Genomic DNA, 26,286 nt, shown 5'->3' with positions numbered 1-26,286 from the left:
AAGGTGATAATATTGGCAAAAAAACAAAAGATGATGACAAAGGTAATAGCAATAGGTGCAGCTGGAGTAATGGTACTTACTAGCATAACTGTTCTATTATCGTTAATAGCTGGGCTATAAGTTGGCTATTAGATAGGAGGTTTTAAGTTTGAGTATGAATATGCAGCTAGAATCAAAAACTCTTAGTGAGCTTAGAGAAACTGCGAAAGAAATGGGTATAAAATCAGTTACAAAGTATAAAAAAATAGAATTAATTGAAAAGATACTTGAAAAAGATAGAGAAGAAAATAATTCAAAACAGAATAATAAAGAAAATAAAAGTAATGAGCAAAAGCCAAAAGAGGATTATAAAACACCAGATGAAGAAAAAGAAGATGCTGAAGGTGTTTTAGAAATACTTCCAGACGGATTTGGATTTTTAAGAGGATCTAATTATTTATCTACAGAAAATGATGTATATGTATCTCCATCACAGATAAAAAGATTTAATCTAAAAACTGGAGATAAAGTAATGGGTATAACTAGAAAACCTAAAAGTGGAGAAAGATTTAGAGCACTTATATATGTTAAGACTGTTAATGATGAAAATCCGGAAACATCTAAAAGAAGAACTAATTTTGAGCTACTTACACCGATTTATCCTGAAGAAAAACTTACTCTTGAAACTACGCAGAACAATATAGCTACTAGATTAATAGATCTTATATCTCCTATAGGAAAAGGTCAGAGGGGATTAATAGTTGCTCCTCCTAAGGCTGGTAAAACTGTCCTTTTAAAAAGTATAGCAAATAGTATAACTAAAAATCATCCAGATGTTGAACTTATAGTTCTTTTAATAGATGAAAGACCTGAAGAGGTAACAGATATGAGAGAATCTATTGAGGGTGATGTTATTTACTCTACGTTTGACCAAGTTGCAAGCCATCATGTTAAGGTTGCAGAAATGGTGCTTAATAGAGCTGAAAGACTTGTTGAGCATGGTAAAGATGTTGTGATACTATTAGACAGTATAACTAGATTAGCAAGAGCATATAATTTAACGATATCTCCAACGGGAAGAACACTTTCTGGTGGTTTAGATCCAGGTGCACTTCATGGACCTAAAAAGTTCTTTGGGGCAGCTAGAAATATAAGACAGGGTGGTTCTCTTACTATATTAGGAACTGCGCTTGTTGAAACTGGGTCTAGAATGGATGATGTAATATTTGAAGAGTTCAAAGGAACTGGAAATATGGAGCTTCATCTAGATAGAAAACTAGCAGAAAAGAGAATATTCCCTGCAGTTGATATATATAAATCAGGTACTAGAAGAGAAGATTTACTTCTTACAGAAGAAGAAAAATCTACTCTATGGACACTGAGAAGACAAATGAGCAATGAATCTGTATTAGAAGTTACAGATAAAGTACTAGAATTACTAAAAAGAACAAAAACAAATAAGGAATTCATAAGTATGTTAAAGTCATTGTAAAATCTTCTTGAATCACTTTTATAATTGTGATATAATAAGGAAGTTGATATTGTAAAAGACAAGTTTACATACTTATTAAAAATAAAGAAAGAGGTGAAACAAATGAAAAAAGATATACAGCCAAACTACAAACCAGTTGAAGTTAGATGTGCATGTGGAAACACTTTCATAGCTGGATCAACTAAGGACGAAATAAGAGTTGAAATATGTTCAGAATGCCACCCATTCTACACTGGAAAACAGAAAAACATAGAAAAAGGTGGAAGAATCGACAAATTCAAAAAAAGATTCAACATGGAATAAGAATAATAGACACATTAGCTATCAGAAGGCAGGTGTTTATATGTTTTCAATTATATTTGAAGATATATAAACATCTGCCTTTATTTTTTTGTTTTTTTTGATTTTATATAGCAATTAAAAAACAAAAGTAATAAAAAATAAAATAACTTATGTTATAATACATTAAGACTAGTATAAAAGGGGGGATTTCATGTCTTATAAAGCAGTTGGAGGACAGGCAGTAATCGAAGGTGTTATGATGCAAGGGGAAAAGAAAAAAGCTGTAGCAGTAAGAACACCAGATGGAGAAATAAAAGTAAAAACAGAAAGAATAAATAGCTGGGTTAAAAATAAACATATAGATAAAATACCTTTTTTAAGAGGAATGTTTATACTATTTGAGACTATGATAGATGGTATGAAAAGTCTTAACTATTCTTCAGATATATATATGGAGGAAACTGGAGAAGAGGAAGAAGATGCTATAGATAGATTTATTAAAAAAATGTTTGGAGATAAAGCAAATGATGTTTTAATAATGGTTTCTATGGTTATAGCAGTTATACTATCTGTAGGTTTATTTGTAATGCTTCCTACATTTGCAGGAGGATTCTTTGCAAAATTTATAAATAACGATGTAGTTTTAAATCTTATAGAAGGTGTTATAAGAATACTAATACTATTTGCATATATATATGCTATATCTAAAAACAAAGATATAGAGAGGGTTTACCAGTATCATGGAGCAGAGCACAAGAGTATACACTGTTATGAAAGTGGTAAAGAGCTTACAGTTGAAAATGCTAGAGAATTTAAAAGACTACATCCTAGATGTGGTACAAACTTCTTATTTATAGTAATGGCAACTTCTATAATACTATTTGCATTCTTTGGATGGCCAAATCCATTGATGAGAGTGCTTATGAGAATAGTTTGTATACCAGTAGTAGCAGGAATAGCGTACGAAATAATAAGATTACTTGGGAAATATGACAATGGATTTACAAGAATGATAGCCTATCCAGGTATGATGTTACAGTACTTAACTACTAAAGAACCAGATGACGAGCAGTTAGAGGTTGCAATAGCTTCACTAAAAGCTGTAATATAAAAGAATTAACTTGTAAAAATGAAAGGTGATTCAATGACAATAAGAGATATTATTATAAAATATACAGATGAGTTTTCAAAGATAAGCGATAGTCCTAGATTGGATATAGAAGTAATGCTTATGAAAGTTCTTGGAGATGTAGATAAGTTATATTTACATATGAATCTTAATAAAGATTTGAGCCAAGAAAAATTAGATGAAATTGAAAAAATGGCTGAGGAAAGAAAATCAGGCAGACCAATAGCATACATAGTTGGAAATAGAGAGTTTATGGGACTTGATTTCTATGTACAGGAAGGTGTTTTAATTCCTAGACCAGACACTGAAACATTGGTAGATGAGATTATAAGAATTTACTCAGAGGAAGAATATAAACAAAAGGATAGAATAGATATATTAGATATAGGAACTGGCTCAGGGGCTATTACAGTTAGTCTTGCTTATTATATAAAGAATAGTTTTGTAAAATCATTTGATATATCAGATATAGCTCTAGAAATAGGCGCTAAAAACGCAGCAACTAATAGTGTAGAAGATAGAACTGAGTTTATAAAATCAGATGTGTTCTCAGCATTAGAGGGAGAAGGAGAAATACTGGATATAATCGTTTCTAATCCTCCGTACATAAGAAAAGATGTAATACCAACACTTCATACACAGGTTAAGGATTACGAGCCTTACAATGCGTTAGAAGGTGGAGAGGATGGACTAGACTTTTACAGAAGTATAACTGAAGGATCTGTAAAATACTTAAAAAAAGGTGGAATACTTGCTTATGAAGTAGGACACGACCAGGCAGAAGATGTTTCAAATATAATGAAAAACTGTGGATATGAAAAAATATACACAAAGAAGGATTTACCGGGCATTGATAGAGTTGTTATAGGCACAAAACTGTGATATAATGATAAATTGACGGAATACGAGAATAATTGACGAGGTGAATATATAAATGCTTAAAAAACTAGGTGTATTAGAGGATACATATAAAGATTTAACAGAAAAAATATCTGATCCAGAAATAATAAACGATCAGAAAGTTTGGCAGAAATACATGAAAGAACATGCTGATTTAGAGCCAATCATAATGAAATACAGAGAATATAAAGCTGTATTAGATGCTATAGCTGAATCAAAAGAAATACTTCAGGAAGAATCAGATGAAGAATTAAGAGAATTAGCTAAAATGGAATTATCTGATATGGAAAGTCAGGTAGAACCATTAGAAGAAGAATTAAAATTACTTCTTGTACCAAAGGACCCTAACGATGAAAAGAACGTTATAGTCGAAATAAGAGGTGGAGCTGGTGGAGACGAAGCAGCTCTATTTGCTGGGGACTTATTAAGAATGTACTCAAGATATGCAGAAAGAAAAGGATGGAAGGTATCTATGCTAAGTTCAAATGAAACTGGTGTTGGTGGATACAAAGAGGTTTCATTCATGATAAAAGGTAAAGGTGCATATTCTAGATTAAAATACGAATCAGGAGTTCATAGAGTTCAGAGAATACCTTCTACTGAATCAGGAGGTAGAATACATACTTCTACAGCAACAGTTGCCGTATTACCAGAAGTAGAAGATGTTGAAGTAGAAATAAATGACAATGATATAAGAATAGACGTTTTCAGAGCTTCTGGAAACGGTGGACAGTGTGTCAATACTACTGACTCTGCGGTAAGAATAACACATCTTCCAACAGGAGAAGTTGTATCATGTCAGGACGAAAAATCACAGCTTAAAAATAAGGAAAAAGCTATGAAAGTTTTAAAAGCTAGATTATACGACAGAGCTCTTGCAGACCAGCAGAAAGAAATATCTGCAGAAAGAAAGAGCCAGGTTGGTACAGGAGATAGATCTGAAAGAATAAGAACTTACAACTTCCCTCAGGGAAGAATAAGTGACCACAGAATAAATCTTACTTTATACAAATTAGATTCATTCCTTGATGGTGACATAGATGAAATGATAGATGCTTTAATAACAGTTGATCAGACTGAAAAAATGACTGCTATAAACTAATTTAAAGTAGAATTATCATATATCAGATTTAGTATAAAAATGAATGAGAAAGTGTCTTATTATTGAATTGAATTCGAGGATAAGACACTTTTTTAAATACTTTTTAATTGTATTTAGAGAAAAAGAGGAGGCGCAGGGATTTTGATTTTAAAAATCACTCTAATTGGTTTAATTGTCGGTGTAATCGGCACAGGATTAGGAGGAATTCTCGCTGTATTATTCAATGAAAAGGCTTCAAAATATATGAGCTTTTTTATGGGATTATCAGGAGGAATAATGCTTTCGTTGGTAATGTTTGATTTAATTGAGGAGGCCATCGAGGGAATAGGGATTGTGTATGCGGTTATATTGATATTCTTAGGAGCATTAGCTACAAAAATTCTTAAAGAAAAAGTTAAAATCAATGGAGAAAATGCATCTGGTTATTTAATGCTTACAAGTATAATAATGCATAATTTACCAGAAGGACTTGCAATAGGTACCACTTTTTTAGCAGAACCAAAACGGGGAATTGCTATGGCGGCTGCAATAGGTATGCATAACCTACCAGAAGGGTTAGCTTTAGCACTTGGATTTATATGCAATAAAGCAAGTGGAAAAAGAGCTGTTATAATGTCTATGATTGCCGGACTCCCAATAGCGATTGGATGTTTTATTGGTTCTAGTTTTGGAGAAATTTTCTCTGCAATCATAGGAGTACTACTTTCTATAGCTGCAGGTATGATGATGTATGTTGTTATGGATGAGATGATACCAGAATCTAAAAGTATATACACAATAATTGGTGTTATGCTTGGGATTGTTATAGTAAAATCTATAGCTTAGTAGGTAGGAATTAAACCTAAAATCTATAGTCTAGTTATGGAAAATATTGTATATTAGTTATAACTAGATTATAGAAAATAATTTATAAAAAGAAAGTCGGTGGATTTATGGAAACAGTTATAAAAAAAGTAGATGAAAATAATATAGATATAGATATAATTAGAGAAATGGCTGAAAAGATAAGAAATGGAGAAACTGTTATATTTCCAACTGAAACAGTATACGGGCTAGGTGCAAATGCTATGGATGAAGATGCAGTTAAGAAAATCTATTTAGCAAAAGGTCGTCCTAGTGATAATCCACTAATAGTCCATATAGCTGATATAGAAGAAGTAGATAAAATAGCGCTTGAAGTTGGTGAAAAGGCTAAAAAAGCTATGGAAAACTTTTGGCCAGGACCACTTACTATAATACTAAAAAAGAAGGAAATTGTTCCAAATGTTACTAGTGGAGGGCTTTCAACAGTAGCAATTAGAATGCCTTCAAATAAAATTGCCAATGCACTTATAAGAGAGTCAAAAACTCAGATAGCAGCTCCATCAGCAAATATATCTGGAAGACCATCTCCAACAAAGGCAGAACACGTTGTTAAAGAGATGAGTGGAAGAGTATCTGGAATAATTATGGGCGGAGATTGTGATTTTGGACTAGAGTCTACAGTTGTAGATTTTAGCGATGATAAGCCTATGATACTTAGACCGGGAAGTATTACAAAAGAAATGTTAGAAGAGGTACTTGGAGAAGTTAGTATAGATCCATCTTTAAGTAAAAAAGAGGATAATATAAAAGCAAAAGCTCCTGGTATGAAGTATAAACACTACTCACCTAATGCACAGGTATATATAGTAAAAGGTGGAGAAAATAATGTAATTACAAAAATGAATGAATTATCTAGAAAAAATCATGCAGAAAATAAAAAAACAGGAATAATGTGTATGAGTAAAGACGTGGATAAATTTGAATGTGATTATGTTGTAGACTTAGGTAAAGATTACAATGAAGTAGCAGCAAATCTTTTTGATGCCCTTATAAAAATGGATGAAGCAAAAATGGATATAGTCTATTCAGTATGCTTTGAAAGTTGTGGAGTTGGTCAGGCGATAATGAATAGACTTCTAAAATCTGCTGCTTATAGAATAATAGACGCGAATTAAAGATTATAATATATACTATTTAGCTAGTTTATAATGTACTATAAAATAGATTAATGTTATAATATAATAGAAATGTTCATAAATGGACATAAAACGTAAAAATTAAAGCGAGATGGAGGATTTTAAAATGAAAATAGCATTAGCTTGTGACCACGGTGGATACGATTTAAAAATGGCTATAATAGCTCACCTTGAAAAAAGAGGGATAGAAGTAATGGATCTTGGAACTAACAATGCAACAGATTCAGTAAACTACCCAGAATATGGAGAAGCTGCAGCTCTTAAAGTTGCTAACGGAGAAGCTGACTGCGGAATATTAGTATGCGGAACAGGAATAGGTATATCTTTAGCAGCTAACAAAGTTCCTGGAATAAGATGTGCTGTTGTAAGTGATACTTTCTCAGCTAGAATGACTAAAGCTCATAACAATGCAAACATGCTTGCAATGGGTGGAAGAGTAGTTGGACCAGGACTAGCACTTGACATAGTAGATGCATACCTTGATACAGAATTCGAAGGTGGAAGACATCAGACTAGAGTAGATATGTTAATGGATATAGAAAAAAAATACACAAAATAAATCCATTTTGATTTAGAGATAACTACTGCCTTTTTATAATCTTGTATAAAGAGGCAGTTTTTTTATAAATATTTTTGAATAAAAATTGCATAATTAAAATATAAAGTTTCATTATGTAGATATAATAATTGCTTAAAAAGGAGTGTTTTAAGATGAGACCTTCATGGGACGAATATTTTATGGAAATTGCCGAGGTAGTAAAAAAGAGATCTACATGTATAAGAAGACAGGTTGGAGCTATAATTGTAAAAGATAAACAGATACTTACAACAGGATACAACGGAGCTCCAAAAAATTTGGAGCATTGTCAGAATATAGGATGTAAGAGAGAACAGATGCATATACCTTCTGGAGAAAGACATGAGCTTTGTAGAGCACTACATGCAGAACAAAATGCAATAATACAGGCTGCTTATAATGGTGTTAGTATAAAAGATGCAACACTATACGTAACTACTAGACCTTGTGTTCTATGTGCAAAAATGTGTATAAACGCAGGAATAAAAAAAATAATATACAAGGGAGATTATCCAGACGACCTTTCAACACAGTTATTAGATGAAGCTGGAGTTGAAATGATAAAATATCCTGAGGAATTATAAAAACAAACCCGAAGAATTATTAAAAATAGTTTTTCGGGTTATTTTTTTTTATTATTTTACTATAAGAAAATATTATCAATATCCCTTTTTTGAAGTCGAAATTCAGGAAATTGTTTTTTACAAGCGTTGGAATAACTAGCACTGAAAGATTTTATGTGAAGAAATTTAGAGCAAGACGAATTTAAATTGAAATTTTGTTAAAAGATAAAAATAAGGTTGATAACTTTAAAAAAATATTCTATAATGAGTTAGTTTTTAAAAATATACAAAATACAAAGGCGAAAATCATGCATATTTCTAATTATTCAGATATTAAGATGATTAAAAAATATAGCTTTATTGTAAAAAATCAATAGTTTAAATTAAAAATAAATAAAAAAATAATTTATTATTTTAAATTTAATCATAAAAATAAATAATGTATGCTGTTAGTTATCCTATTATTAGGGTATAATTGATTAATATGAATGAAAAAATAATTTCAAAAAAAGGGATGTGATCTGATGGATAAAAATGTGAAGGATCAGATTAAAGCTGTCGTAAAAGGAATAATAGTTTTTGACATAGTTGTTATTATAGCTTTACTGATATGTTCAAAGATATCTCTAGATAGAGAAAGTCTTATGGGTAGCGTTTTGAATTTAGATGTTGCGGCTGTTCTAGGACTAGTAATAGGAAGTGCAGCCTCAATATTTAATTTTTGTATGCTTGCATCATCTACAGAGAATATGGTGAATCAAGCAGGTAAAACAATGGTTCAATTAAAATTTGCAGGAGGATATTTCCTAAGATTTGCAATATACGCAGTGGTTTTACTACTGGCAGCTAAATTGAACAGTATTAGTATGTTTACTGCAGCACTTGGACTTTTAAGTACACAGATAGTCCTATTAGTGCAGAAGTTTACAGCCATTTTTACGAGAAAGGAGGCATAATGGATGAATACTCAGGCAAGATGGTTAGTAGATATTCATGGGTTTAGACTTAGCGAAACAGTAATAGTTAGCTGGTTGATAATAGCAGGTCTTGCCATAGCGTCTTATCTTCTAACTAGAAATCTAAAGAAGGTTCCAGAGAGTAAGGTACAGGTATTCCTCGAATATGCTGTTCTCAAACTTTACAACTTAGTCGAGACGACAATGGGAAAAGAATTGGTAGAGAGAATACCAAACATAGTTCCGTATATAGGAAGCTTGTTCTTATTCTTCTTGTGTTCAAACTTAGTTCCATTAATCGGTCTCAGGTCGCCAACAGTCGACTTGGATACTACATTAGCGTTATCTACAATAACAGTAATACTAATATATGCAGTATCTATCAGATTTAACGGTGGAGCATGTTTTAAAGACATGATAGAACCGACACCAATATTACTACCAATAAACTTAGTTGGAGAAATAGCTAGACCTATTTCACTAAGTTTCCGTCCATTTGGGAATATAATGGGTGGTACGCTTATAATGATGTTATTCTATAAGCTTATGGCGTATATTTCAGAATTGATTCCTGGAGTTAAAATACCTTTTGCACAGTTTTTAATTCCGGTACCACTTCATTTATACTTTGATATATTTGCAGGTACAATACAGGCATTTATATTCATAATGCTTACAATGGTATTTATAAGCAATGCAGTAGATATTAGTCTACTTAAAAAAAGAGAAGCTAAAAAATTAGCAAAAGCAAAATAAAACTTAAAAGGCAAAAATCAAAATTAATATAAATAATATTAAAAAATAAAATCAAAAGAAAATTTATATGGCAAAAGGCCAGAGGAGGAAATTATTATGGATATGGCTACAGCAATAGCAGTTGCAGGATCAGCAATAGGAGCAGGTATAGCAGTATTTACAGGTATAGGAGCAGGTTTAGGACAGGGTTACGCAGCAGGTAAACTAGCAGAAGCAGTTGGTAACCAGCCAGAAGCAAAGAGTGAAATAATGTCTTCATTCATAGTTGGGGCTGCCATAGCAGAATCAACAGCAATATACGGACTTATAATAGCGATAATTCTTATATTCGTTAATCCTTGGATATAGGACGGAAATAACGTGTTATACTGTGATGATATTCACAGAAAGGAGGGATAGAGTATGGAATTAAAACCGTTAGTAACACTAACATACGAATACTTTTTCCAGCTAGCCAATGCGGTTGTAATCTTTCTAATACTTAAACATCTCTTATTTAAACCAGTTATGGCTGTTATAAAAGCTAGAGAAGAAGATATAGCAATGGATATACAGGAAGGTAAGAAGATAAGAGAAGAAGGTGAAGCCTTCAAGAAAGAATACGAAGAAAAAGTTGGAAAAGCAGAAGAAGAAGGAAGAAATATAATAAATTCAGCAGTAGAAGCAGCAAAAGAAAAATCATATATGATTAAAGATGACGCTAAGCGAGATGCTGAAATAATGAAGGAAAGAGCAAAACGAGAAATAGAGGAAGAAAGAATCCGGGCTATGAACGATATGAAGGACGAGATGTCAGATCTTGTTATCCTTGCAGCATCTAAAGTAATAGAAAAAGAAATAGATAAGGATAAACATAAAGAACTGATAGACGAATTTATAGATAGAACAGGAGACGTAGTATGATAGATGAATCAGCTCCAGTATATGCAAAAGCTATGTTTGACGTAGCTGAAGAAACTGAAACTACAGACGAGGTTTTAGCTCAGTTTTCTGAAGTTGTAAAAACTATCAAAGAAAATAAGGATCTTTCGGATGTATTAAAAACACCTTTTATATTAGCCGATGATAAAAAGGCTATTCTCGAAAAAATCTTTTCTGATACAACTGATATATACCTTATAAATTTTTTAAAAGTTCTAATAGATAGAAAAAAAATTAGATATATAGATGATGTATACCACAGATTTGTGAAATTAGTAAACGACAAGAAAACTCTAGAAAAAGGTACAGTCTATAGTGTAGTTGCATTATCTGATGAAGAGATAAAAGAGCTAGAAGCTAAGATGTCTAAGAAATTTAGTAGAGTTGTTAAGTTAGAAAATAAAATAGACAAGTCCTTAATGGGAGGAGTCTTTATAAAGATTGGAAACAAGGAAATAGACGGTACTGTAAGAAGTAGAATAAACGGACTTAAAAAAGAACTGTCTAAAATGATATAAGGAAACGGCGGTGAGAATATGGGTTTAAATCCTGAAGAAATAAGTTCGATAATCAGACTGCAGATAAAAGACTACGATAACAGAGTCGAGCTATCTGATACAGGAAAAATATTCAACGTAGGTGATAATATAGCGAGTATTTACGGACTTGATGATGTAATGGCTGGCGAACTTCTTGAATTCCCAGGAGGCGTATATGGGATGGCTCTAAATCTAGAGAAAGAAACTGTCGGGGCAGTTCTTCTTGGAGATGAAGAGGGAATAAAAGAAGATGATATAGTTAAAAGAACTGGAAAAATAGTTGAAGTTCCAGTAGGAGATGCTCTAATAGGAAGAGTTGTGGATCCTCTAGGTAACCCAATAGACGGAAGAGGAAGTATAAAAACTGATAAAACAAGACCTATAGAAGCAGAGGCTCCAGGAATAATGGATAGAAGATCTGTATATCAGCCACTTCAGACTGGTATAAAGGCGATAGATGCAATGGTTCCAATAGGTAAAGGACAGAGAGAACTAGTAATAGGTGATAAACAGACAGGTAAAACATCTATACTTACTGATACAATACTTAACCAGAAAGGTAAAGATATAATTTGTATTTATGTTGCTATAGGACAGAAAAAATCTACTGTTGCGCAGTTAGTTAGCTCACTAAGAGATTACGGGGCAATGGACTATACAATAGTAGTATCTGCTACAGCATCAGAATCAGCTCCACTTCAGTACTTAGCACCTTATGCAGGTACTGCAATGGGTGAAGAATTTATGTATCAGGGAAAAGATGTCTTAATAATATACGATGACTTAAGTAAACACGCGGTTGCTTACAGAGAAATGTCTTTATTATTAAGAAGACCACCAGGACGTGAAGCTTATCCTGGGGATGTATTCTACCTACATTCAAGACTTCTTGAAAGATCTGCAAAACTTTCAGATGAGCTTGGTGGAGGTTCAATGACTGCGATACCAGTCATAGAAACTCAGGAAGGTGACGTTTCTTCATACATACCAACAAACGTAATATCTATAACAGATGGACAGATATATCTTCAGCCTGAATTATTCCACTCAGGAATAAGACCAGCGGTTGACCCTGGTATATCAGTTTCGAGAGTTGGTGGGGCAGCCCAGATAAAATCTATGAAGAAATTAGCATCAGAATTAAAACTAGCTTATTCTCAGTATAGAGAATTAGCAGCTTTCTCTCAGTTCGGATCAGACCTAGATGCAGATACTAAGGCAAGACTAGAACAGGGTGAAAGAATAGTAGAAATACTAAAACAGGATGAACATAAACCATTACCAGTTGAAGAACAGGTAGTGACAGTTTACTCTGTACTTAATGGATTATTCGACGATGTAGAGATAAATGAAATACATAATTTTGAAAAAGAATTATGTTTCTATATAAGAAAAAATAAACCAAGTATATACGAAAAAATTCTTAATGGAGAAGACTACGGAAAAGAACTCACTGAATTAGTAGAAAACTTTAAAAAAGAGGTGAGATAAATGGCAGGAGTCGGAACTAAAGAGATAAAAAGAAGAAAGGCGAGTATAGAAAGTACTAGACAGATAACTAGTGCGATGAATCTTGTTTCTTCTTCTAAATTGATGAAAGCTAGAGAAAAAGCAGAAAGATCAAAACCATATGCGTATGAATTATACGATATGATGATTAGAACTGCTGCAGATGTAAAATCATCTTGTAAAGAATTTGTCGAAAAAAGAGAAGTTAAAAGAAGATGTTTTATAGCTGTTGCAGGAGATAGAGGTCTTGCTGGTGGATATAATGTAAATATCTTCAAATCTGTAATGGAACTACGGGATCCTGAAAAGGATATGGTTGTTCCAGTTGGTAAAAAAGCTTGTGAGTATTTTACTAAAAAAGGATTTGAAATACCTTTCAAAATAGAAAGCACAGAGCACTGCGTATTTGATGAGATGCATGAGATAACTCAAAATCTTATACAATTATACGAAGATAAAGAAATAGACGAGATATATTTCATATATACAAAATTTAGATCAGCTCTTGTACAGACAGTAAGAGAAAAAAGATTATTCCCAGTAGAGCTTGAAACGCTTAAACAAGACGAAAAGAAATTAGACGAAAGAGAAAGAAGAAATAATCCTAAGAAGGTAGAACCTAGAAGACAGTATCTTCCTTCTGCAGAGGCTATATTCAAAAGACTAATTTCTGAGTACACAGCATCTCAGGTTTATAATGGAATAAGAGAATCTTTTGCCTCTGAGCAGGCTTCTAGAAGAAATGCTATGCAGTCTGCAACAGATAGTGCGGATGAAATGTTAAATAAATTAGAAGCAGAATACAATAGAGCAAGACAGTCATCTATAACACGGGAAATAACAGAAATAGCCGGTGGAGCAGAGGCTCTTAAATAAGGAGGTCATAATCAGATGGCGAATAAAGGTAAAGTAGTGCAGGTAATAGGTGCCGTAATAGACGTAAAGTTTAACAGCGGTAGAGAACTTCCAAACCTATTCAATGCAATTGAAATAGAAATGAAAGATGGCCATAAAGTTGTAGCAGAGGTTACACAGCATATCGGTGACGATACAGCTAGATGTATATCTATGAATGCTACAGATGGTATGGTAAGAGGAGCAGATGCTATAGATACAGGTGCTCCAATAAGTGTACCAGTTGGTAAAGAAACTTTAGGAAGAGTATTCAATGTATTAGGAAATGCAGTTGATAGAAAAGGTGAACTTGAAGGTGTAGAAAGAATGCCTATACATAGACAGTCTCCAGATTTCGATGAACTAGAAACACATGCTGAAATACTTGAAACAGGAATAAAAGTAGTAGACCTTTTAGCACCATATCTAAAAGGCGGTAAAATAGGTCTATTTGGTGGTGCAGGTGTTGGTAAAACAGTACTAATACAGGAGCTTATAAACAATATAGCTAAGCAGCATGGTGGTATATCAGTATTCTCAGGAGTTGGAGAAAGAACAAGAGAGGGTAATGACTTATACCAGGAAATGACTGAATCAGGAGTTTTATCAAAAACTGCAATGGTGTTCGGGCAGATGAATGAGCCACCTGGAGCCAGAATGAGAGTTGCATTAACTGGTCTTACAATGGCAGAGTACTTTAGAGATGAAGAACATCAGGACGTACTTTTATTCATAGATAATATATTCAGATTTACTCAGGCGGGTTCAGAAGTTTCAGCACTTCTAGGACGTATGCCTTCAGCAGTTGGTTACCAGCCAACACTAGCTACAGAAATGGGTGCTTTACAGGAAAGAATAACATCTACAAAAGATGGTTCTATAACATCAGTTCAGGCAGTATACGTGCCAGCCGATGACCTTACTGACCCAGCTCCAGCTACAACATTCTCACATCTAGATGCTAAGACAGTTCTTTCAAGACAGATATCTTCTCAGGGTATATATCCTGCAGTTGATCCACTTGAATCAACATCAAGAGTACTAGATCCTAAAATAGTTGGAGAAGAACATTACAAAACAGCTAGGGAAGTTCAGTCTATACTTCAGAGATATAGAGAGCTTCAGGATATAATAGCGATATTAGGTATGGATGAATTATCAGATGAAGATAAATTAACTGTTGCAAGAGCTAGAAAGATACAGAAATTCCTTTCTCAGCCGTTTGCTGTTGCTGAACAGTTTACTGGAAAAGAAGGTAAATATGTTCCAATAAAAGAAACAGTTAGAGGATTCAGAGAAATATTAGATGGAAAACACGACGATGTTCCTGAATCAGCATTCTTATTTGCTGGAACAATAGATGATGTAACTGCTAGAGTGCAGAATGCATAGTAAAATCTAGTCAGTGAAGGCAGGTGGAATAATGGAAAATTCATTACATTTAAAAATAATTACTCCAAACAAGACTTTCTATGATGGGGATATTGATTCTGTTATAGTAAAAACAACTGGAGGAGAAAGACAGATTTTAAAAAATAGACGTCCATTTTCGGCTGAAATAATTGAAGGAAATATAAAAATAAAATCAGAAAAATCTACTGAGCTAGTATTTTCTACAGGTGGATTTATAAGTTCTGAATATGAAAATGTAGTAATTCTTACAAAAATGGCTAAAAATGTAGATTAGAATAAAATAAACCGGTATTAAAAATTCGTTTAAAAAATGAATATTTTAATACCGGTTTTTATTTTTTAACTATGAAAACGATTTTAAACAATTTTAAAAGTTAAGTTTGGAAAATGGAAATCAATCTAAATATAATAGTTTTTTAATATTGATTACTTTAAAAAAAGTCAGAAAAAAGTAACAAAAAGATAACAAAAAACTTGATTATTGGATATGCAATGTTATATAATAAAAAAGTAGCGACACATAGAAAAAATATATACCTAGATGTCGCTATTTAATAAGAAAAGCAAACGCTTTTACAAAATAAATATAGGAGGATTTCAGAAATGGGAAATGATTCAGTAAAACACCCTAAAGGGTTATACGCTTGTGGATTAGTATTCACTTGTGAAAGATTCGCATACTACGGATCAAAATCGCTATTATTATTATTCTTAGCTACAGCCGTTGCTGAAGGTGGTCTTGGATTAGACGCTGCAGATGCTGCAGTAATCGGGGCTAACTTAATGGCTTTCACTTACCTAGCACCAGTTATAGGTGGGGTAATATCAGACAGATGGTTAGGAGCTAGATACTGTGTTGTTATAGGTGCTCTTATAATGGCAGGTGGATGGTTCATAGGATACTTTGCAACATCTGTTATGCACGTTCATGCATTAATCGCAGTAGTTTCAATAGGAACAGGTCTATTCAAAAACCAGTTAAATGCAATGGTTGGGGAATTATATACAGATAATGCTCAGAAAGACTCTGCTTTCTCTATATTATATTCATTCGTAAATGTTGGTTCATTCTTCGGATCTTTAATATTAGGATACTTATGTGCTAATACATTTGCTACAACTGTAGACGGAAACTTAGTTCAGGGATTCCAGAAATGTTTCGGTTTATCAGGAGTAATGATGTTAGTAGCTACAGTAGTTTCAGTTTTAGGATGGAGAGTATTAGGTGACGCTGGTAAATTACCACAGAAAATGCTTAGCCATGGTGATGAAGAGAAAAAAGTTCTTTCAGCTGAAGAAGCTAACAGAGCTTTAACTTCAGAAGAAAAGAAAAGAGTTATAGCTATAGTTATAATATCTGCATTCACAATAATATTCTGGACAGCTTACTATCAGGCATCTACTTCAGTTCTTCTTTACATGAACACTTATGTAAACATGAACATAGGTAGCTTCCCAGTACCACCAGTATGGATAGAAACTACTCTTAACGGATTACTTTGTATATTACTTGGACCTGTTATGGCTGCTATATGGACTAAATTATCTAAGAGACCTCAGGGTGACTTAACTATGATCCAGAAAGTTTCTTTAGGATTTATATTCCTAGGTGTAGCATTCGTATTCATGATAGGTGCAGAATTCACAAGAGGAGTTGGTGCTCCAGAAACAGCTAAAGCTTCAGTTGTATGGTTAATAGGATTCACAGTATTCCAGACTATAGGTGAAATGTGCTTCTCTCCACTAGGAAACTCAATGGTTTCTAAACATGCTCCAGCTAAATACTTAACAGTATTAATGGGTGTTTGGACAATAGCAACATTCTTCGCTTCTAAAGCTTCAGGATACGTTCAGGGTATAATGGAATCAATGGGTATGATGCAGGTATTCATAGCTATACCAGTTATACTAATAGTATCAGCTGTATTACTTCTTGTATTCGATAAAAAACTTGAAGCAATGCTTACAGCAGGACAGAAATAATCTTTGGATTATAATTGAGATTGAAAAATTTAAAGTTTATATAATTAAAACTGTCACACATTTGTGTGACAGTTTTTTTATGTACAAATATAAAAGAAGAAATAGATCATTATAAAAAGTAAAACAAATCTCCTTTGAATGATAAAATTTACAGAATATTAGAATATAAAATATATAAATATTTTTAATGAAAAGTTAAGAATTATATGTTATTATATTAATTGTGTCAAAAAAGGGGGTATTTGATTGAAGAAAAAAAGTAATGAAAAGAGTAAATTTATAGAAAAAATTAAACATAATACATTTAGATTTTTAGCGATGATGGGATTTATAATGGTATATATGGCTATTTTTGGTCAGGAGAATACTTTACCTGGGGTTGCAATATATGTTGGAATAATGATGTTCCCTAAGATGAATACAGGTATAAAGCTTTACGATATGCTTATTATGGTAGCGATACTATTTTTAGGATCTGGTATAGTTGCTCAAATTGGAGTAATCTCTCCATGGCTTGCATTACCACTTAATATTATATATATATTTATAACTATGATAGTAACTACGGAACCAGCTCCATACAGAATGAATATGGTATTTTTATTACCTCTTTTATTCTGTCAATCTGTTCCGGTAACTATTGACCTATTCCCTAAAAGAATGCTTGGAATGTTAATAGCAACAGTTATAACTGTTGTAGTTACATATATTGAATGGAAAAAAAGAGGTTATGGAAAAGAGGGAAGAACATTAAAAGAGCAGATAAAAGAAGGTATTAAATATATAGATGTATCTGCAAGAATGGCGATTGGAGTTTCATTAGCTATACTTATAGCTGCACTTATGAATTCTGCAAAACCATTATGGATTAGTATAGTTGTAATGTCTTTAACTCAGATAGATACAAGTGATATGGTAGATAGAATAAAATACAGAACTACAGCAACAGTGTGTGGAATATTCTTCTTCTCAATAGTATTTGGATATATATTCCCTGTCGAGTATGCAGCTGTCCTAGTAATGATACTTGGATATGTTGGGTTCTTTATAGATAAATACAAGTATAAACAGTTTATAAACTTTATATCATCAATAAATGCATCACTGATAATATTTAATGCAGAAACTGCTATGGTAAATAGATTTGTAGGTTTATTTATTGGGATAGCGATAGTACTTGTATTACATATAATAAGTAGTGGTACAAAATTATTATTAGAAAAAATAAGTGATAAAGAAATTGATTTAATTGACGTAGAATATTAAAAAATAAATATAAAAAACGAAAAAGAGCTCAATTATCCTCTAAAAAATATTTACTAAAAGAGGAAATTTAGCTCTTTTTTTTATTCACTTAATTTATTTATTACGTTTAAATGCATTCTAAACATTGTAAGTGGGATGTAGTGTTTAGTGGAAATTATTACATTTCCATTGCTGTTATAAAGTGTTTCTAGTATAAGTATGAACATTTCATCGTGTGAAAGTTCGTATTTTATAGCTGTAAAGTTACCTGTAGTAGTAAAACTAAGTTCACAACTGCTTTTAGAAGCAATAGAATAAATCCTATCCTCCATAAAATCTTTTAGGTTATTTATATCATTTAAATCTACATCGTACTCAGAAATAGTTTCTATAGGGATAAAACTAAGAGAATAGCCTTTAGTTACACCATCAAATTTATACCATCTATCAGATATAACAACTGCGGCAGTTTTTCTTTCTAAGTTCTTTGATATTGCATCGGTTGCAGGCTCTATTCTAAATTCTATTTCTAAATCATCTATCTCATCATTGTAACAAGCATAGAAAGGATGTTGAAGTTTTTCCATTCCAAAATTTTTGCTTATAGTGTGAAGCTCTTTAATATAATTTCCCTTACCCTGAATATTAGAAATAAGTCCGTCCTCTTGTAAGAGTGCAAGAGCTCTTCTAAGTGTCATCCTACTAACGCCCATCTGTTCAGCTAGATTTGGTTCTGATGGAAGTTTTGATCCTGGAGGATAAACACCGTCCTGTATTTTTTTAAATAATTGATCGTAAACTTTGACATGTTTTAATTTTTTTTGTTTTTCAGATGAAATCTCTGGTATCATTTTCCTCCCCCTATCCATTAAATTATACAAGTTGTATTATAAGTTTCAAACTCTGTATTGTCAATAGATAAGAAAGTTATGAGAAATAGTAAGAATATAATTGTATTATAAAAATTAGACAAGCAGATAACTTGTCTAATTGTAAAATGGATAAAAAACTATAAAATACACATAAAAATGTTAGGAAAAGGTTATATTTTGATAAAAATTTGGTTAAAATTTACAGAAAACGTATTGTAGACTAGACAAGTATGTGATATTATACAACTAAAGACAGAGAGTTATATAAAAAGACAAATAATTATACAAATAAAAATAACTCTTTAAAAAAAGCAATTATAAAAAGAAATAAAATAAAATTCATAATGAAAAGGAGAGAACAATTATGCAGAATTATTCAGGAGAAGTTGGATTACAGTATCATTTACAGATAAGACCAGGAGATGTTGGACGTTACGTTATACTTCCAGGAGATCCTAAAAGATGTGAAAAAATAGCAAAACATTTCGATAACGCAGTACTAGTTGCTGATAGTAGAGAATATGTTACATATACAGGATACCTTGATGGAGAAAAAGTAAGTGTTACATCAACAGGTATAGGTGGTCCATCAGCATCAATAGCAATGGAAGAACTTAGACTTTGTGGTGCGGATACATTTGTAAGAGTTGGTACTTGCGGTGGAATAGATATAGATGTAAAAGGTGGAGATATAGTAGTAGCTACAGGTGCTATAAGAATGGAAGGTACTTCAAGAGAATACGCTCCAATAGAATTCCCAGCAGTTGCTGACTTAGAAGTAACTAATGCTTTAGTTGCAGCAGCTAAAAAATTAGGATATACATATCATGCAGGAGTTGTTCAGTGTAAAGATGCATTCTACGGACAGCATGAACCAGAAAGAATGCCAGTTAGTTATGAACTTTTAAATAAATGGGAAGCTTGGAAAAGATTAGGATGTAAAGCTTCAGAAATGGAATCAGCTGCATTATTTATAGCAGCAAGTCATTTAGGTGTTCGTTGTGGATCTAACTTCTTAGTTGTAGGAAACCAGGAAAGAAACGCAGCTGGATTAGAAAACCCAATAGTACACGATACAGAAAGTGCTATAAAAGTTGGAGTAGAAGCACTTCGTATATTAATAAAAGAAGATAGAGAAAACAATAAATAGGCTGATTTTCAGTAAATAGAGGAGAACAAACGGATGAAAGCAATATTAAATTTACTGGGAATCGTAGTAGTACTAGGAATACTTTGGTTAATATCTTGGAAAAGAAAAGACGTATCATTCAAAATGCTTTTAAAAGGTATGATAGCTCAGTTCATCATAGCTTTAATACTTGTAAAAGTTCCAGCAGGTAGAATGGTAGTTTCAAAAATATCTGATGCTGTAACAGGAGTTATAAACTGTGGTTCAAATGGATTATCTTTCGTATTCGGTTCACTAGCAGATAGTTCAGCACCAACAGGTATGATATTCGCTGTACAGGTACTAGGAAACATAGTTTTCTTATCAGCACTTGTAAGTTTACTTTACTATATAGGTGTACTTAACTTTGTAGTTAAATGGATAGGAAAAGCAGTTGGTTGGATAATGGGAAGCTCAGAAGTTGAAAGTTTCGTAGCAGTTGCCAATATGTTCTTAGGTCAGACAGACAGTCCAATATTAATAAGTAAGTATTTGAATAAAATGACAGACAGTGAAATTATGGTCGTACTAGTATCTGGAATGGGAAGTATGTCAGTTTCAATATTAGGTGGATATACAGCGCTTGGAATTCCAATGGAATATCTATTAATAGCGAGTGCACTAGTTCCAATAGGAAGTATAATGGTTTCAAAAATAATATTCCCTCAGACAGAAGAAGTTCACGAAGTTGGGGATATAAAAATGGATAACAAAGGGAACAATGCAAACGTAATAGAAGCTGTTTCTGAAGGTGCAGTAACAGGTATGCAGATGGCATTATCAATGGGAGCTTCTCTAATAGCAATGGTTGCATTAGTTGCATTAATAAATAAAGGTTTAGGTGTATTTGGAATAAGTTTAGAGCAGATTTTCTCTTATGTATTTGCACCATTTGGAGCACTTATGGGATTAGATCCATCAGAAATACTAATGGAAGGAAATCTTTTAGGAAGCAAACTTGTAATAAACGAATTCGTAGCATTTGAACAGTTAGGTAAAATAATATCTAGTATGGATCCAAGAACTGCTATAATGGCTATAATATCACTTTGTGGATTTGCTAACTTCTCAAGCTTAGGTATATGTGTATCTGGTATAGGTATACTTTGCCCAGAGAAAAAAAGCACACTAGCTAGATTAGTTTTCAGAGCTATGATAGGTGGGGTTGCAGTAAGTTTACTAAGTGCAATGACAGTAGGATTTATAATGCTATTCTAATTGGATGAAAAATAAACTATAATAGTAGTAAACATAAATATAAAGGGGTGAATGTAAAATGAGTAAATATAAACGTATATTTGTCGTTGTAGTAGATTCACTTGGAATAGGAGAAATGGCAGATGCAGCTAAATATGGAGATAGTGGAGCAGATACTTTAGGTCATATAGTTGAAAATGAAGGAACAAATATGCCTAATCTTCATAAACTTGGTATAGCCAATCTTAAAGAATTAAAAGGACTAGCTCCTGTAGAAAATCCAATTGGAAAATACATGGCTCTAAATGAAAAAAGTGTAGGAAAAGACACTATGACAGGACATTGGGAAATGATGGGATTAAATGTTGAAAAACCATTTAAGACATTTACAGAAACAGGATTTCCAGATGAACTTATAGAAGAGCTTGAAAAAAGATGTGGTAGAAAAATAATTGGTAACAAAAGTGCAAGTGGAACAGCGATAATAGAAGAACTAGGTGAAGAAGAAATAGAAAAAGGTCACTTAATTGTATACACTTCAGCAGACTCTGTATTACAGATATGTGGTAATGAAGAAACAATGGGACTTGAAAATCTTTATAAATACTGTGAAATAGCTAGAGAACTTACATTAAAAGATGAATGGAAAGTTGGAAGAGTAATAGCTAGACCATATATAGGTATGAAAAAAGGAGAATTTAAAAGAACTTCTAATAGACATGACTATGCGCTAAAACCATTTGGAAAAACAGTTTTAAATCAGTTAAAAGACAACGGATATGATGTAATATCTGTTGGTAAAATAAATGATATATTTGATGGAGAAGGAATAACTGAGTCAAATCGTTCAAAATCATCTGTTCAGGGAATGGAACAGACTATAGAAATAGCGGATAGAGATTTTAATGGGCTTTGCTTTGTAAATCTAGTTGATTTTGATGCATTATGGGGACATAGAAGAAATCCAAAAGGATATAGTGAAGAGATAGAAAGATTTGATGAAAAGTTAGGAGAACTTTTAAATCATCTAAATGAAGAGGACTTACTTATAGTAACAGCAGACCATGGTAATGACCCTACATTTAAAGGTACTGACCATACAAGAGAAAGAGTTCCATTTATAGCATATTCACCAGCGTTCGAAAATGGTGGAAAAATGGAAGATGCAAGTACATTTGCTGTAATAGGTGCGACTATAGCAGATAACTTTGGTGTAGAAATGCCTGAAAATACTATAGGATACTCAGTATTAGAAAATCTTTAGAGGTTAGAGGAAAATCTAAAGAAAATAAAAAAGGAGAAAAACAATGGAACAGAGCAAAATAATAAACATGGTAGACCATACTCTATTAAAACAGACATCAACATGGGAACAGATAAAATTATTATGTGATCAGGGAATGGATAAAAATGCAGCTTCTGTATGCATACCTCCATACTTTGTAAAAGCAGCAAAAGAATATACAGAAGGTAAATTACCAATATGTACAGTAATAGGATTCCCTAATGGAAATATGACTACAGCTGTAAAAGTATTCGAAACTGAAGATGCTGTTAAAAACGGTGCTGATGAAATAGACATGGTAATAAACATAGGTCTAGTTAAAGAAGGAAAATATGACGAAGTGCTAAAAGAAATAAATGAAATAAAAGCAGCTTGTCATGGAAAATTATTAAAAGTAATAATAGAAACTTGCCTTCTAACAGAAGAAGAAAAAATAAAAATGTGTGAAGTAGTTACAAAATCAGATGCAGAATATATAAAAACATCTACTGGTTTCTCAACTGGAGGAGCTACAATAGAAGATATAAAATTAATGAAAAAATATTGTGGAGCTGATTTAAAAATAAAAGCTGCTGGTGGAATAAAATCTTTTGAAGATGCAGAAGAATTTATAAAAGCTGGGGCAGATAGACTAGGAACAAGTAGACTAGTAAAATAATAAAAGTAATTAGTAGTAAAATAAATAAGTTGATAAAAATTCCAAAATGATAATAAAATTCCAAAAAAAGTGTAAATAATTTAAATTAAAAAGAATGTAGTAAAAGTGATATCGCCAATATCATAAAAGTTAACCTTATAAAATTATAAAAAATAAAATTAGAAAAACAGGACATCTGGTAAGAGGGATGTCCTGTTTTTTATATTTTAAAATATAGTATATTCAATCAAAAAGAATGAAAAATAAAAATATTTGGCTATGTTAGACAATTGTGTGATTAATTATACAGAAAATAGGTTATAATATAGGTATCAACTATACTTCGCCATATTATATAGAAAGGATTACTTATATTATGAAAAAAGCAGATATAAAAGCCATAGTTAAAAATTTGAATAAAGATGAACTTAGAGACTTAATTTCAGTAGCACAAGGAGTTTTAAGTGCTTTATTTAGTTCTGATGAAATAGAGGATAATATTAAGGAAAGTAGATTTTCTAAGGGATACGAATGTCCTAAATGTCAATGTAAGGATGTTAATAAAAATGGTAAGACTAGAGGTAGACAAAGATATATTTGTAAAAGGTGTCGTTGTACTTTTGATGAGTTTACTATGTCTCCTTTCTCTAGTACTAACTTAGGATTAGATAAATGGCTTAAATACTGTGAATTAATGATATTAGGACTTTCTATAAGACAATGTGCAACTGAAATTGGAGTTGGAGTTAAAACATCTTTTTATATGAGACATAGGATTTTAGATGTTATTAATCTATCATTAAAAAATGATATGGTTGAAGGTATTGTAGAAGTAGACGAAGTTTTTATTCGTGAATCATATAAAGGTAATCATTCAAAAAGTACTACTTTTAAGATGCCTAGAGAACCTAGAAAAAGAGGTAAGGGAAAAAAGGATAAGAAAAAAAGAGGTATTTCTAACGACCAAATTTGCATTGAAACTGGTGTTGACCGTAAAGGAAATATAGTAATGGGAGCGGTTTGTAATGGTAGAATTACAACTAATGATATTATTAGATTTTTTGATGGAAAAATAGGAGAAGATGTTACTTTCGTAGTCGATAGCCACAAATCTTATTTAAGTATAAATAAAGACCTAAATGTTGAATTAAAACGAGTTCCTAGAGGCAAATCTATGATAGATAGTGTTTATCACTTACAACATGTAAATTCTCTTCATAGTGGATTTAAGAGATGGTTAATGCACTCTAATGGAGTCTCTACTAAATACATTTCGAATTACTTGGCTTGGTTTAAATTCTTGCAATTAAGCAAGAAGAATAAAAAGAGCGATAGAATTAAGGATATGTTAGTTAATGTAGCAACTAAAGAAACTTGCATAACTATAAATACTATTAGAAATAGATATATTGAATTAGCTTAAAGCTAAGAAATTATTGACAGAACTGTGTATTGATTGAAATATTATTTAACAAGTTATATAATGTAGTTCGCAATTGTTATATATTGTGAACTTCGATATACTTTACAGTGAATATTATTTATGTTACTATTAAATTTAATAAAACAAGAAAGGAGTTAGATTTATGATAAATTTATATAGAATGATTAATAAATTAAAAATAATAGATACAACTCCTAAATATAATATTATATAACTATATTTAAGATATATCCACTGGTATACTAAAGTGGATTTTTTATTAACTAAAATAAGGAGGTAGCTATAATGCTTGCATATATCAGATTAAGAGGATAGCGCACGAGTTGTGGCTATCGTTAAACAAATTTAATAAAATGTAATAACTTCGTGCTATTTTATATGAATAATAGAAATAGGAAGGTTATGAACAATGAGAAAATTAAAAAAGATTGAAGTTTTAAGAGAATTACTTAATGAAAATATATCAATACTTAGATGTCCAGTGTGTAAAAAATCTATAAAATATATAAAAGAAAGTAGTGTATTATGTGAAAATAACCATTGCTTTAATATATCTAAAAAAGGATATGTTAATTTAGTAAAGAATAATGCGAAGACAATATATGATAAAAAATTATTTGAATCTAGAAGTAAAATATATGAATATGGTATATATGACGAGCTTTCTAAAGAGATAATAGATATAGTGGATAAATATACGTCAAAAAAGAATGTTAATTTTGTACTAGATGTTGGTTGCGGAGAAGGATATTATTTAAATCAACTATATTCAGATGAAAAAATAAATAGTAGGTGTAAATTGTTTGGAATAGATATATCAAGAGAAGGAATTTCACTTGCTACAAGATACGAAAATAGCATACTATGGAGTGTATCAGACTTATCAAATCTACCATTTAAAAATGATAAATTAGATATAATAATAGATATACTTTCACCATCGAATTATAGTGAATTTACTAGAGTTTTAAACAAAGGTGGAGTTGTAATAAAAGTAATTCCAGATGAACACTATTTAAAAGAGATAAGGTCTGAAATAAAAGGTAAAATAAAAAAAGATACTTATTCTAATAAAAATGTTATAAATTCATTTAAAGATAACTTGGAAATCATCTATGATAAAAGAATCACTTATAAAACAAATATATATAATTTAGAAGATTTTATAAAAATGACACCATTAACATCTGGTTTGAGCAAAGAACAAATAAATGAATTAAATAAATGTGATATAGAAAAAATAACGGTTGATTTAAAAATTATAGTCGGCAAAGTAAAGTAGATAAAGGTTAGGAGGTAATAAGATGAATATACGTGGATGTATACATTCAATAAGATTAAGAGGGTAAGTCACGGATTGTGGCTATTATCTTAATATAATTAAAAGTCATAATCCCGTGATATTTAAATATTAAAGTTTAAATATAAAATTATAGGAGATTA

Annotated in this window: 27 protein-coding genes; 26 read left to right on the top strand and 1 reads right to left on the bottom strand. The window is 31.7% G+C overall.

What is annotated here, in order from left to right:
- The first annotated feature begins 154 nt into the window (after positions 1 to 154).
- The 20 genes from rho to KGNDJEFE_RS11250 all read left to right on the top strand — a co-directional run bounded on the left by rho (position 155) and on the right by KGNDJEFE_RS11250 (position 18,261).
- Entirely contained in the window at positions 155 to 1,471 is a 1,317-nt protein-coding gene (gene rho / locus KGNDJEFE_RS11345) for a transcription termination factor Rho (RefSeq protein WP_006441168.1), read from the top strand.
- Positions 1,472 to 1,573: 102 nt separating this feature from the next.
- Positions 1,574 to 1,774 carry a 50S ribosomal protein L31 gene (rpmE, locus tag KGNDJEFE_RS11340; RefSeq protein WP_040410747.1) on the top strand — a complete coding sequence of 67 codons (201 nt, stop codon included), beginning with the start codon at positions 1,574 to 1,576 and terminating at the stop codon, positions 1,772 to 1,774.
- A 190-nt stretch (positions 1,775 to 1,964) separates the two neighbouring features.
- Entirely contained in the window at positions 1,965 to 2,864 is a 900-nt protein-coding gene (locus KGNDJEFE_RS11335; protein WP_006441170.1) for a DUF1385 domain-containing protein, read from the top strand.
- Positions 2,865 to 2,882: 18 nt separating this feature from the next.
- Entirely contained in the window at positions 2,883 to 3,764 is an 882-nt protein-coding gene (prmC, locus tag KGNDJEFE_RS11330) for a peptide chain release factor N(5)-glutamine methyltransferase (protein WP_006441171.1), read from the top strand.
- A 52-nt stretch (positions 3,765 to 3,816) separates the two neighbouring features.
- Positions 3,817 to 4,884 carry a peptide chain release factor 1 gene (prfA, locus tag KGNDJEFE_RS11325; RefSeq protein ID WP_006441172.1) on the top strand — a complete coding sequence of 356 codons (1,068 nt, stop codon included), beginning with the start codon at positions 3,817 to 3,819 and terminating at the stop codon, positions 4,882 to 4,884.
- A 141-nt stretch (positions 4,885 to 5,025) separates the two neighbouring features.
- Entirely contained in the window at positions 5,026 to 5,709 is a 684-nt protein-coding gene (locus tag KGNDJEFE_RS11320; protein ID WP_006441173.1) for a ZIP family metal transporter, read from the top strand.
- Between the two features lie 107 nt (positions 5,710 to 5,816).
- Entirely contained in the window at positions 5,817 to 6,863 is a 1,047-nt protein-coding gene (locus KGNDJEFE_RS11315; protein WP_006441174.1) for an L-threonylcarbamoyladenylate synthase, read from the top strand.
- Between the two features lie 127 nt (positions 6,864 to 6,990).
- Positions 6,991 to 7,443 (top strand): ribose 5-phosphate isomerase B, encoded by a 453-nt coding sequence (gene rpiB, locus KGNDJEFE_RS11310; RefSeq protein ID WP_040410749.1) that lies wholly within the window; start codon positions 6,991 to 6,993, stop codon positions 7,441 to 7,443.
- 152 nt (positions 7,444 to 7,595) lie between these two features.
- A complete protein-coding gene (locus KGNDJEFE_RS11305) occupies positions 7,596 to 8,045 on the top strand; it encodes a deoxycytidylate deaminase (protein WP_006441176.1) in 450 nt (149 codons plus the stop codon).
- A gap of 515 nt (positions 8,046 to 8,560) precedes the next feature.
- Positions 8,561 to 8,980, top strand: a complete 420-nt coding sequence (locus tag KGNDJEFE_RS11300; RefSeq protein WP_170239665.1) for an ATP synthase subunit I — start codon at positions 8,561 to 8,563, stop codon at positions 8,978 to 8,980.
- A 3-nt stretch (positions 8,981 to 8,983) separates the two neighbouring features.
- Positions 8,984 to 9,736, top strand: a complete 753-nt coding sequence (atpB, locus tag KGNDJEFE_RS11295; protein WP_006441179.1) for a F0F1 ATP synthase subunit A — start codon at positions 8,984 to 8,986, stop codon at positions 9,734 to 9,736.
- A 102-nt stretch (positions 9,737 to 9,838) separates the two neighbouring features.
- On the top strand, positions 9,839 to 10,084 hold the full coding sequence (atpE, locus tag KGNDJEFE_RS11290; RefSeq protein WP_040410755.1) for an ATP synthase F0 subunit C: 246 nt from the start codon (positions 9,839 to 9,841) through the stop codon (positions 10,082 to 10,084).
- 54 nt (positions 10,085 to 10,138) lie between these two features.
- On the top strand, positions 10,139 to 10,639 hold the full coding sequence (gene atpF, locus KGNDJEFE_RS11285; protein WP_006441181.1) for a F0F1 ATP synthase subunit B: 501 nt from the start codon (positions 10,139 to 10,141) through the stop codon (positions 10,637 to 10,639).
- Entirely contained in the window at positions 10,636 to 11,175 is a 540-nt protein-coding gene (locus KGNDJEFE_RS11280) for a F0F1 ATP synthase subunit delta (protein ID WP_006441182.1), read from the top strand. Before atpF ends, KGNDJEFE_RS11280 begins: the two co-directional genes overlap by 4 nt.
- A gap of 18 nt (positions 11,176 to 11,193) precedes the next feature.
- Positions 11,194 to 12,687 (top strand): F0F1 ATP synthase subunit alpha, encoded by a 1,494-nt coding sequence (gene atpA / locus KGNDJEFE_RS11275; RefSeq protein WP_006441183.1) that lies wholly within the window; start codon positions 11,194 to 11,196, stop codon positions 12,685 to 12,687.
- Positions 12,688 to 13,581 (top strand): ATP synthase F1 subunit gamma, encoded by an 894-nt coding sequence (gene atpG, locus KGNDJEFE_RS11270; protein ID WP_006441184.1) that lies wholly within the window; start codon positions 12,688 to 12,690, stop codon positions 13,579 to 13,581.
- Positions 13,582 to 13,596: 15 nt separating this feature from the next.
- Complete coding sequence (atpD, locus tag KGNDJEFE_RS11265) at positions 13,597 to 14,991, top strand: F0F1 ATP synthase subunit beta (RefSeq protein WP_006441185.1); 1,395 nt, start codon at positions 13,597 to 13,599, stop codon at positions 14,989 to 14,991.
- 31 nt (positions 14,992 to 15,022) lie between these two features.
- Positions 15,023 to 15,286, top strand: a complete 264-nt coding sequence (locus KGNDJEFE_RS11260; protein WP_040410756.1) for a FoF1 ATP synthase subunit delta/epsilon — start codon at positions 15,023 to 15,025, stop codon at positions 15,284 to 15,286.
- 329 nt (positions 15,287 to 15,615) lie between these two features.
- A complete protein-coding gene (locus KGNDJEFE_RS11255; RefSeq protein ID WP_006441187.1) occupies positions 15,616 to 16,995 on the top strand; it encodes a peptide MFS transporter in 1,380 nt (459 codons plus the stop codon).
- A gap of 246 nt (positions 16,996 to 17,241) precedes the next feature.
- Complete coding sequence (locus KGNDJEFE_RS11250; RefSeq protein ID WP_006441188.1) at positions 17,242 to 18,261, top strand: FUSC family protein; 1,020 nt, start codon at positions 17,242 to 17,244, stop codon at positions 18,259 to 18,261.
- An 80-nt stretch (positions 18,262 to 18,341) separates the two neighbouring features.
- On the opposite strand, the gene KGNDJEFE_RS11245 is transcribed toward KGNDJEFE_RS11250, so the two are convergent.
- A complete protein-coding gene (locus KGNDJEFE_RS11245) occupies positions 18,342 to 19,091 on the bottom strand; it encodes a GntR family transcriptional regulator (protein ID WP_040410750.1) in 750 nt (249 codons plus the stop codon).
- A gap of 385 nt (positions 19,092 to 19,476) precedes the next feature.
- Between KGNDJEFE_RS11245 and udp the strand changes: the two genes are divergently transcribed.
- The 6 genes from udp (at position 19,477) to KGNDJEFE_RS11215 (ending at position 26,125) form a co-directional block, all read left to right on the top strand.
- Entirely contained in the window at positions 19,477 to 20,262 is a 786-nt protein-coding gene (gene udp, locus KGNDJEFE_RS11240) for a uridine phosphorylase (RefSeq protein ID WP_006441190.1), read from the top strand.
- Positions 20,263 to 20,295: 33 nt separating this feature from the next.
- Positions 20,296 to 21,498: a NupC/NupG family nucleoside CNT transporter gene (locus tag KGNDJEFE_RS11235; protein WP_148881853.1), complete on the top strand. Its 1,203-nt coding sequence runs from the start codon at positions 20,296 to 20,298 to the stop codon at positions 21,496 to 21,498.
- Between the two features lie 58 nt (positions 21,499 to 21,556).
- Entirely contained in the window at positions 21,557 to 22,741 is a 1,185-nt protein-coding gene (locus tag KGNDJEFE_RS11230; protein WP_006441192.1) for a phosphopentomutase, read from the top strand.
- A 43-nt stretch (positions 22,742 to 22,784) separates the two neighbouring features.
- On the top strand, positions 22,785 to 23,420 hold the full coding sequence (gene deoC / locus KGNDJEFE_RS11225; protein ID WP_006441193.1) for a deoxyribose-phosphate aldolase: 636 nt from the start codon (positions 22,785 to 22,787) through the stop codon (positions 23,418 to 23,420).
- 355 nt (positions 23,421 to 23,775) lie between these two features.
- Positions 23,776 to 24,822: an IS1595 family transposase gene (locus KGNDJEFE_RS11220; RefSeq protein ID WP_148881839.1), complete on the top strand. Its 1,047-nt coding sequence runs from the start codon at positions 23,776 to 23,778 to the stop codon at positions 24,820 to 24,822.
- A 430-nt stretch (positions 24,823 to 25,252) separates the two neighbouring features.
- Positions 25,253 to 26,125 (top strand): methyltransferase domain-containing protein, encoded by an 873-nt coding sequence (locus tag KGNDJEFE_RS11215; RefSeq protein ID WP_006439032.1) that lies wholly within the window; start codon positions 25,253 to 25,255, stop codon positions 26,123 to 26,125.
- The last annotated feature ends 161 nt before the right edge of the window (positions 26,126 to 26,286 follow it).

Origin of the sequence: Peptacetobacter hiranonis, from assembly GCF_008151785.1 — a bacterium.
Lineage (GTDB): Bacteria > Bacillota > Clostridia > Peptostreptococcales > Peptostreptococcaceae > Peptacetobacter > Peptacetobacter hiranonis.
This window is presented reverse-complemented; position numbering and strand designations above follow the sequence as displayed.

Coding starts and splice junctions, on each gene's coding strand:
- atpA (WP_006441183.1), top strand. CDS start 11,194: ATGGGTTTAAATCCTGAAGAAATAAGTTCGATAATCAGACTGCAGATA.
- atpD (WP_006441185.1), top strand. CDS start 13,597: ATGGCGAATAAAGGTAAAGTAGTGCAGGTAATAGGTGCCGTAATAGAC.
- KGNDJEFE_RS11335 (WP_006441170.1), top strand. CDS start 1,965: ATGTCTTATAAAGCAGTTGGAGGACAGGCAGTAATCGAAGGTGTTATG.
- atpE (WP_040410755.1), top strand. CDS start 9,839: ATGGCTACAGCAATAGCAGTTGCAGGATCAGCAATAGGAGCAGGTATA.
- KGNDJEFE_RS11235 (WP_148881853.1), top strand. CDS start 20,296: ATGAAAGCAATATTAAATTTACTGGGAATCGTAGTAGTACTAGGAATA.
- KGNDJEFE_RS11255 (WP_006441187.1), top strand. CDS start 15,616: ATGGGAAATGATTCAGTAAAACACCCTAAAGGGTTATACGCTTGTGGA.
- atpG (WP_006441184.1), top strand. CDS start 12,688: ATGGCAGGAGTCGGAACTAAAGAGATAAAAAGAAGAAAGGCGAGTATA.
- KGNDJEFE_RS11260 (WP_040410756.1), top strand. CDS start 15,023: ATGGAAAATTCATTACATTTAAAAATAATTACTCCAAACAAGACTTTC.
- prfA (WP_006441172.1), top strand. CDS start 3,817: ATGCTTAAAAAACTAGGTGTATTAGAGGATACATATAAAGATTTAACA.
- rho (WP_006441168.1), top strand. CDS start 155: ATGAATATGCAGCTAGAATCAAAAACTCTTAGTGAGCTTAGAGAAACT.
- atpF (WP_006441181.1), top strand. CDS start 10,139: ATGGAATTAAAACCGTTAGTAACACTAACATACGAATACTTTTTCCAG.
- KGNDJEFE_RS11215 (WP_006439032.1), top strand. CDS start 25,253: ATGAGAAAATTAAAAAAGATTGAAGTTTTAAGAGAATTACTTAATGAA.
- udp (WP_006441190.1), top strand. CDS start 19,477: ATGCAGAATTATTCAGGAGAAGTTGGATTACAGTATCATTTACAGATA.
- rpiB (WP_040410749.1), top strand. CDS start 6,991: ATGAAAATAGCATTAGCTTGTGACCACGGTGGATACGATTTAAAAATG.
- KGNDJEFE_RS11305 (WP_006441176.1), top strand. CDS start 7,596: ATGAGACCTTCATGGGACGAATATTTTATGGAAATTGCCGAGGTAGTA.
- KGNDJEFE_RS11280 (WP_006441182.1), top strand. CDS start 10,636: ATGATAGATGAATCAGCTCCAGTATATGCAAAAGCTATGTTTGACGTA.
- prmC (WP_006441171.1), top strand. CDS start 2,883: ATGAAAGGTGATTCAATGACAATAAGAGATATTATTATAAAATATACA.
- KGNDJEFE_RS11230 (WP_006441192.1), top strand. CDS start 21,557: ATGAGTAAATATAAACGTATATTTGTCGTTGTAGTAGATTCACTTGGA.
- KGNDJEFE_RS11315 (WP_006441174.1), top strand. CDS start 5,817: ATGGAAACAGTTATAAAAAAAGTAGATGAAAATAATATAGATATAGAT.
- deoC (WP_006441193.1), top strand. CDS start 22,785: ATGGAACAGAGCAAAATAATAAACATGGTAGACCATACTCTATTAAAA.
- KGNDJEFE_RS11245 (WP_040410750.1), bottom strand. CDS start 19,091: ATGATACCAGAGATTTCATCTGAAAAACAAAAAAAATTAAAACATGTC.
- atpB (WP_006441179.1), top strand. CDS start 8,984: ATGAATACTCAGGCAAGATGGTTAGTAGATATTCATGGGTTTAGACTT.
- KGNDJEFE_RS11220 (WP_148881839.1), top strand. CDS start 23,776: ATGAAAAAAGCAGATATAAAAGCCATAGTTAAAAATTTGAATAAAGAT.
- rpmE (WP_040410747.1), top strand. CDS start 1,574: ATGAAAAAAGATATACAGCCAAACTACAAACCAGTTGAAGTTAGATGT.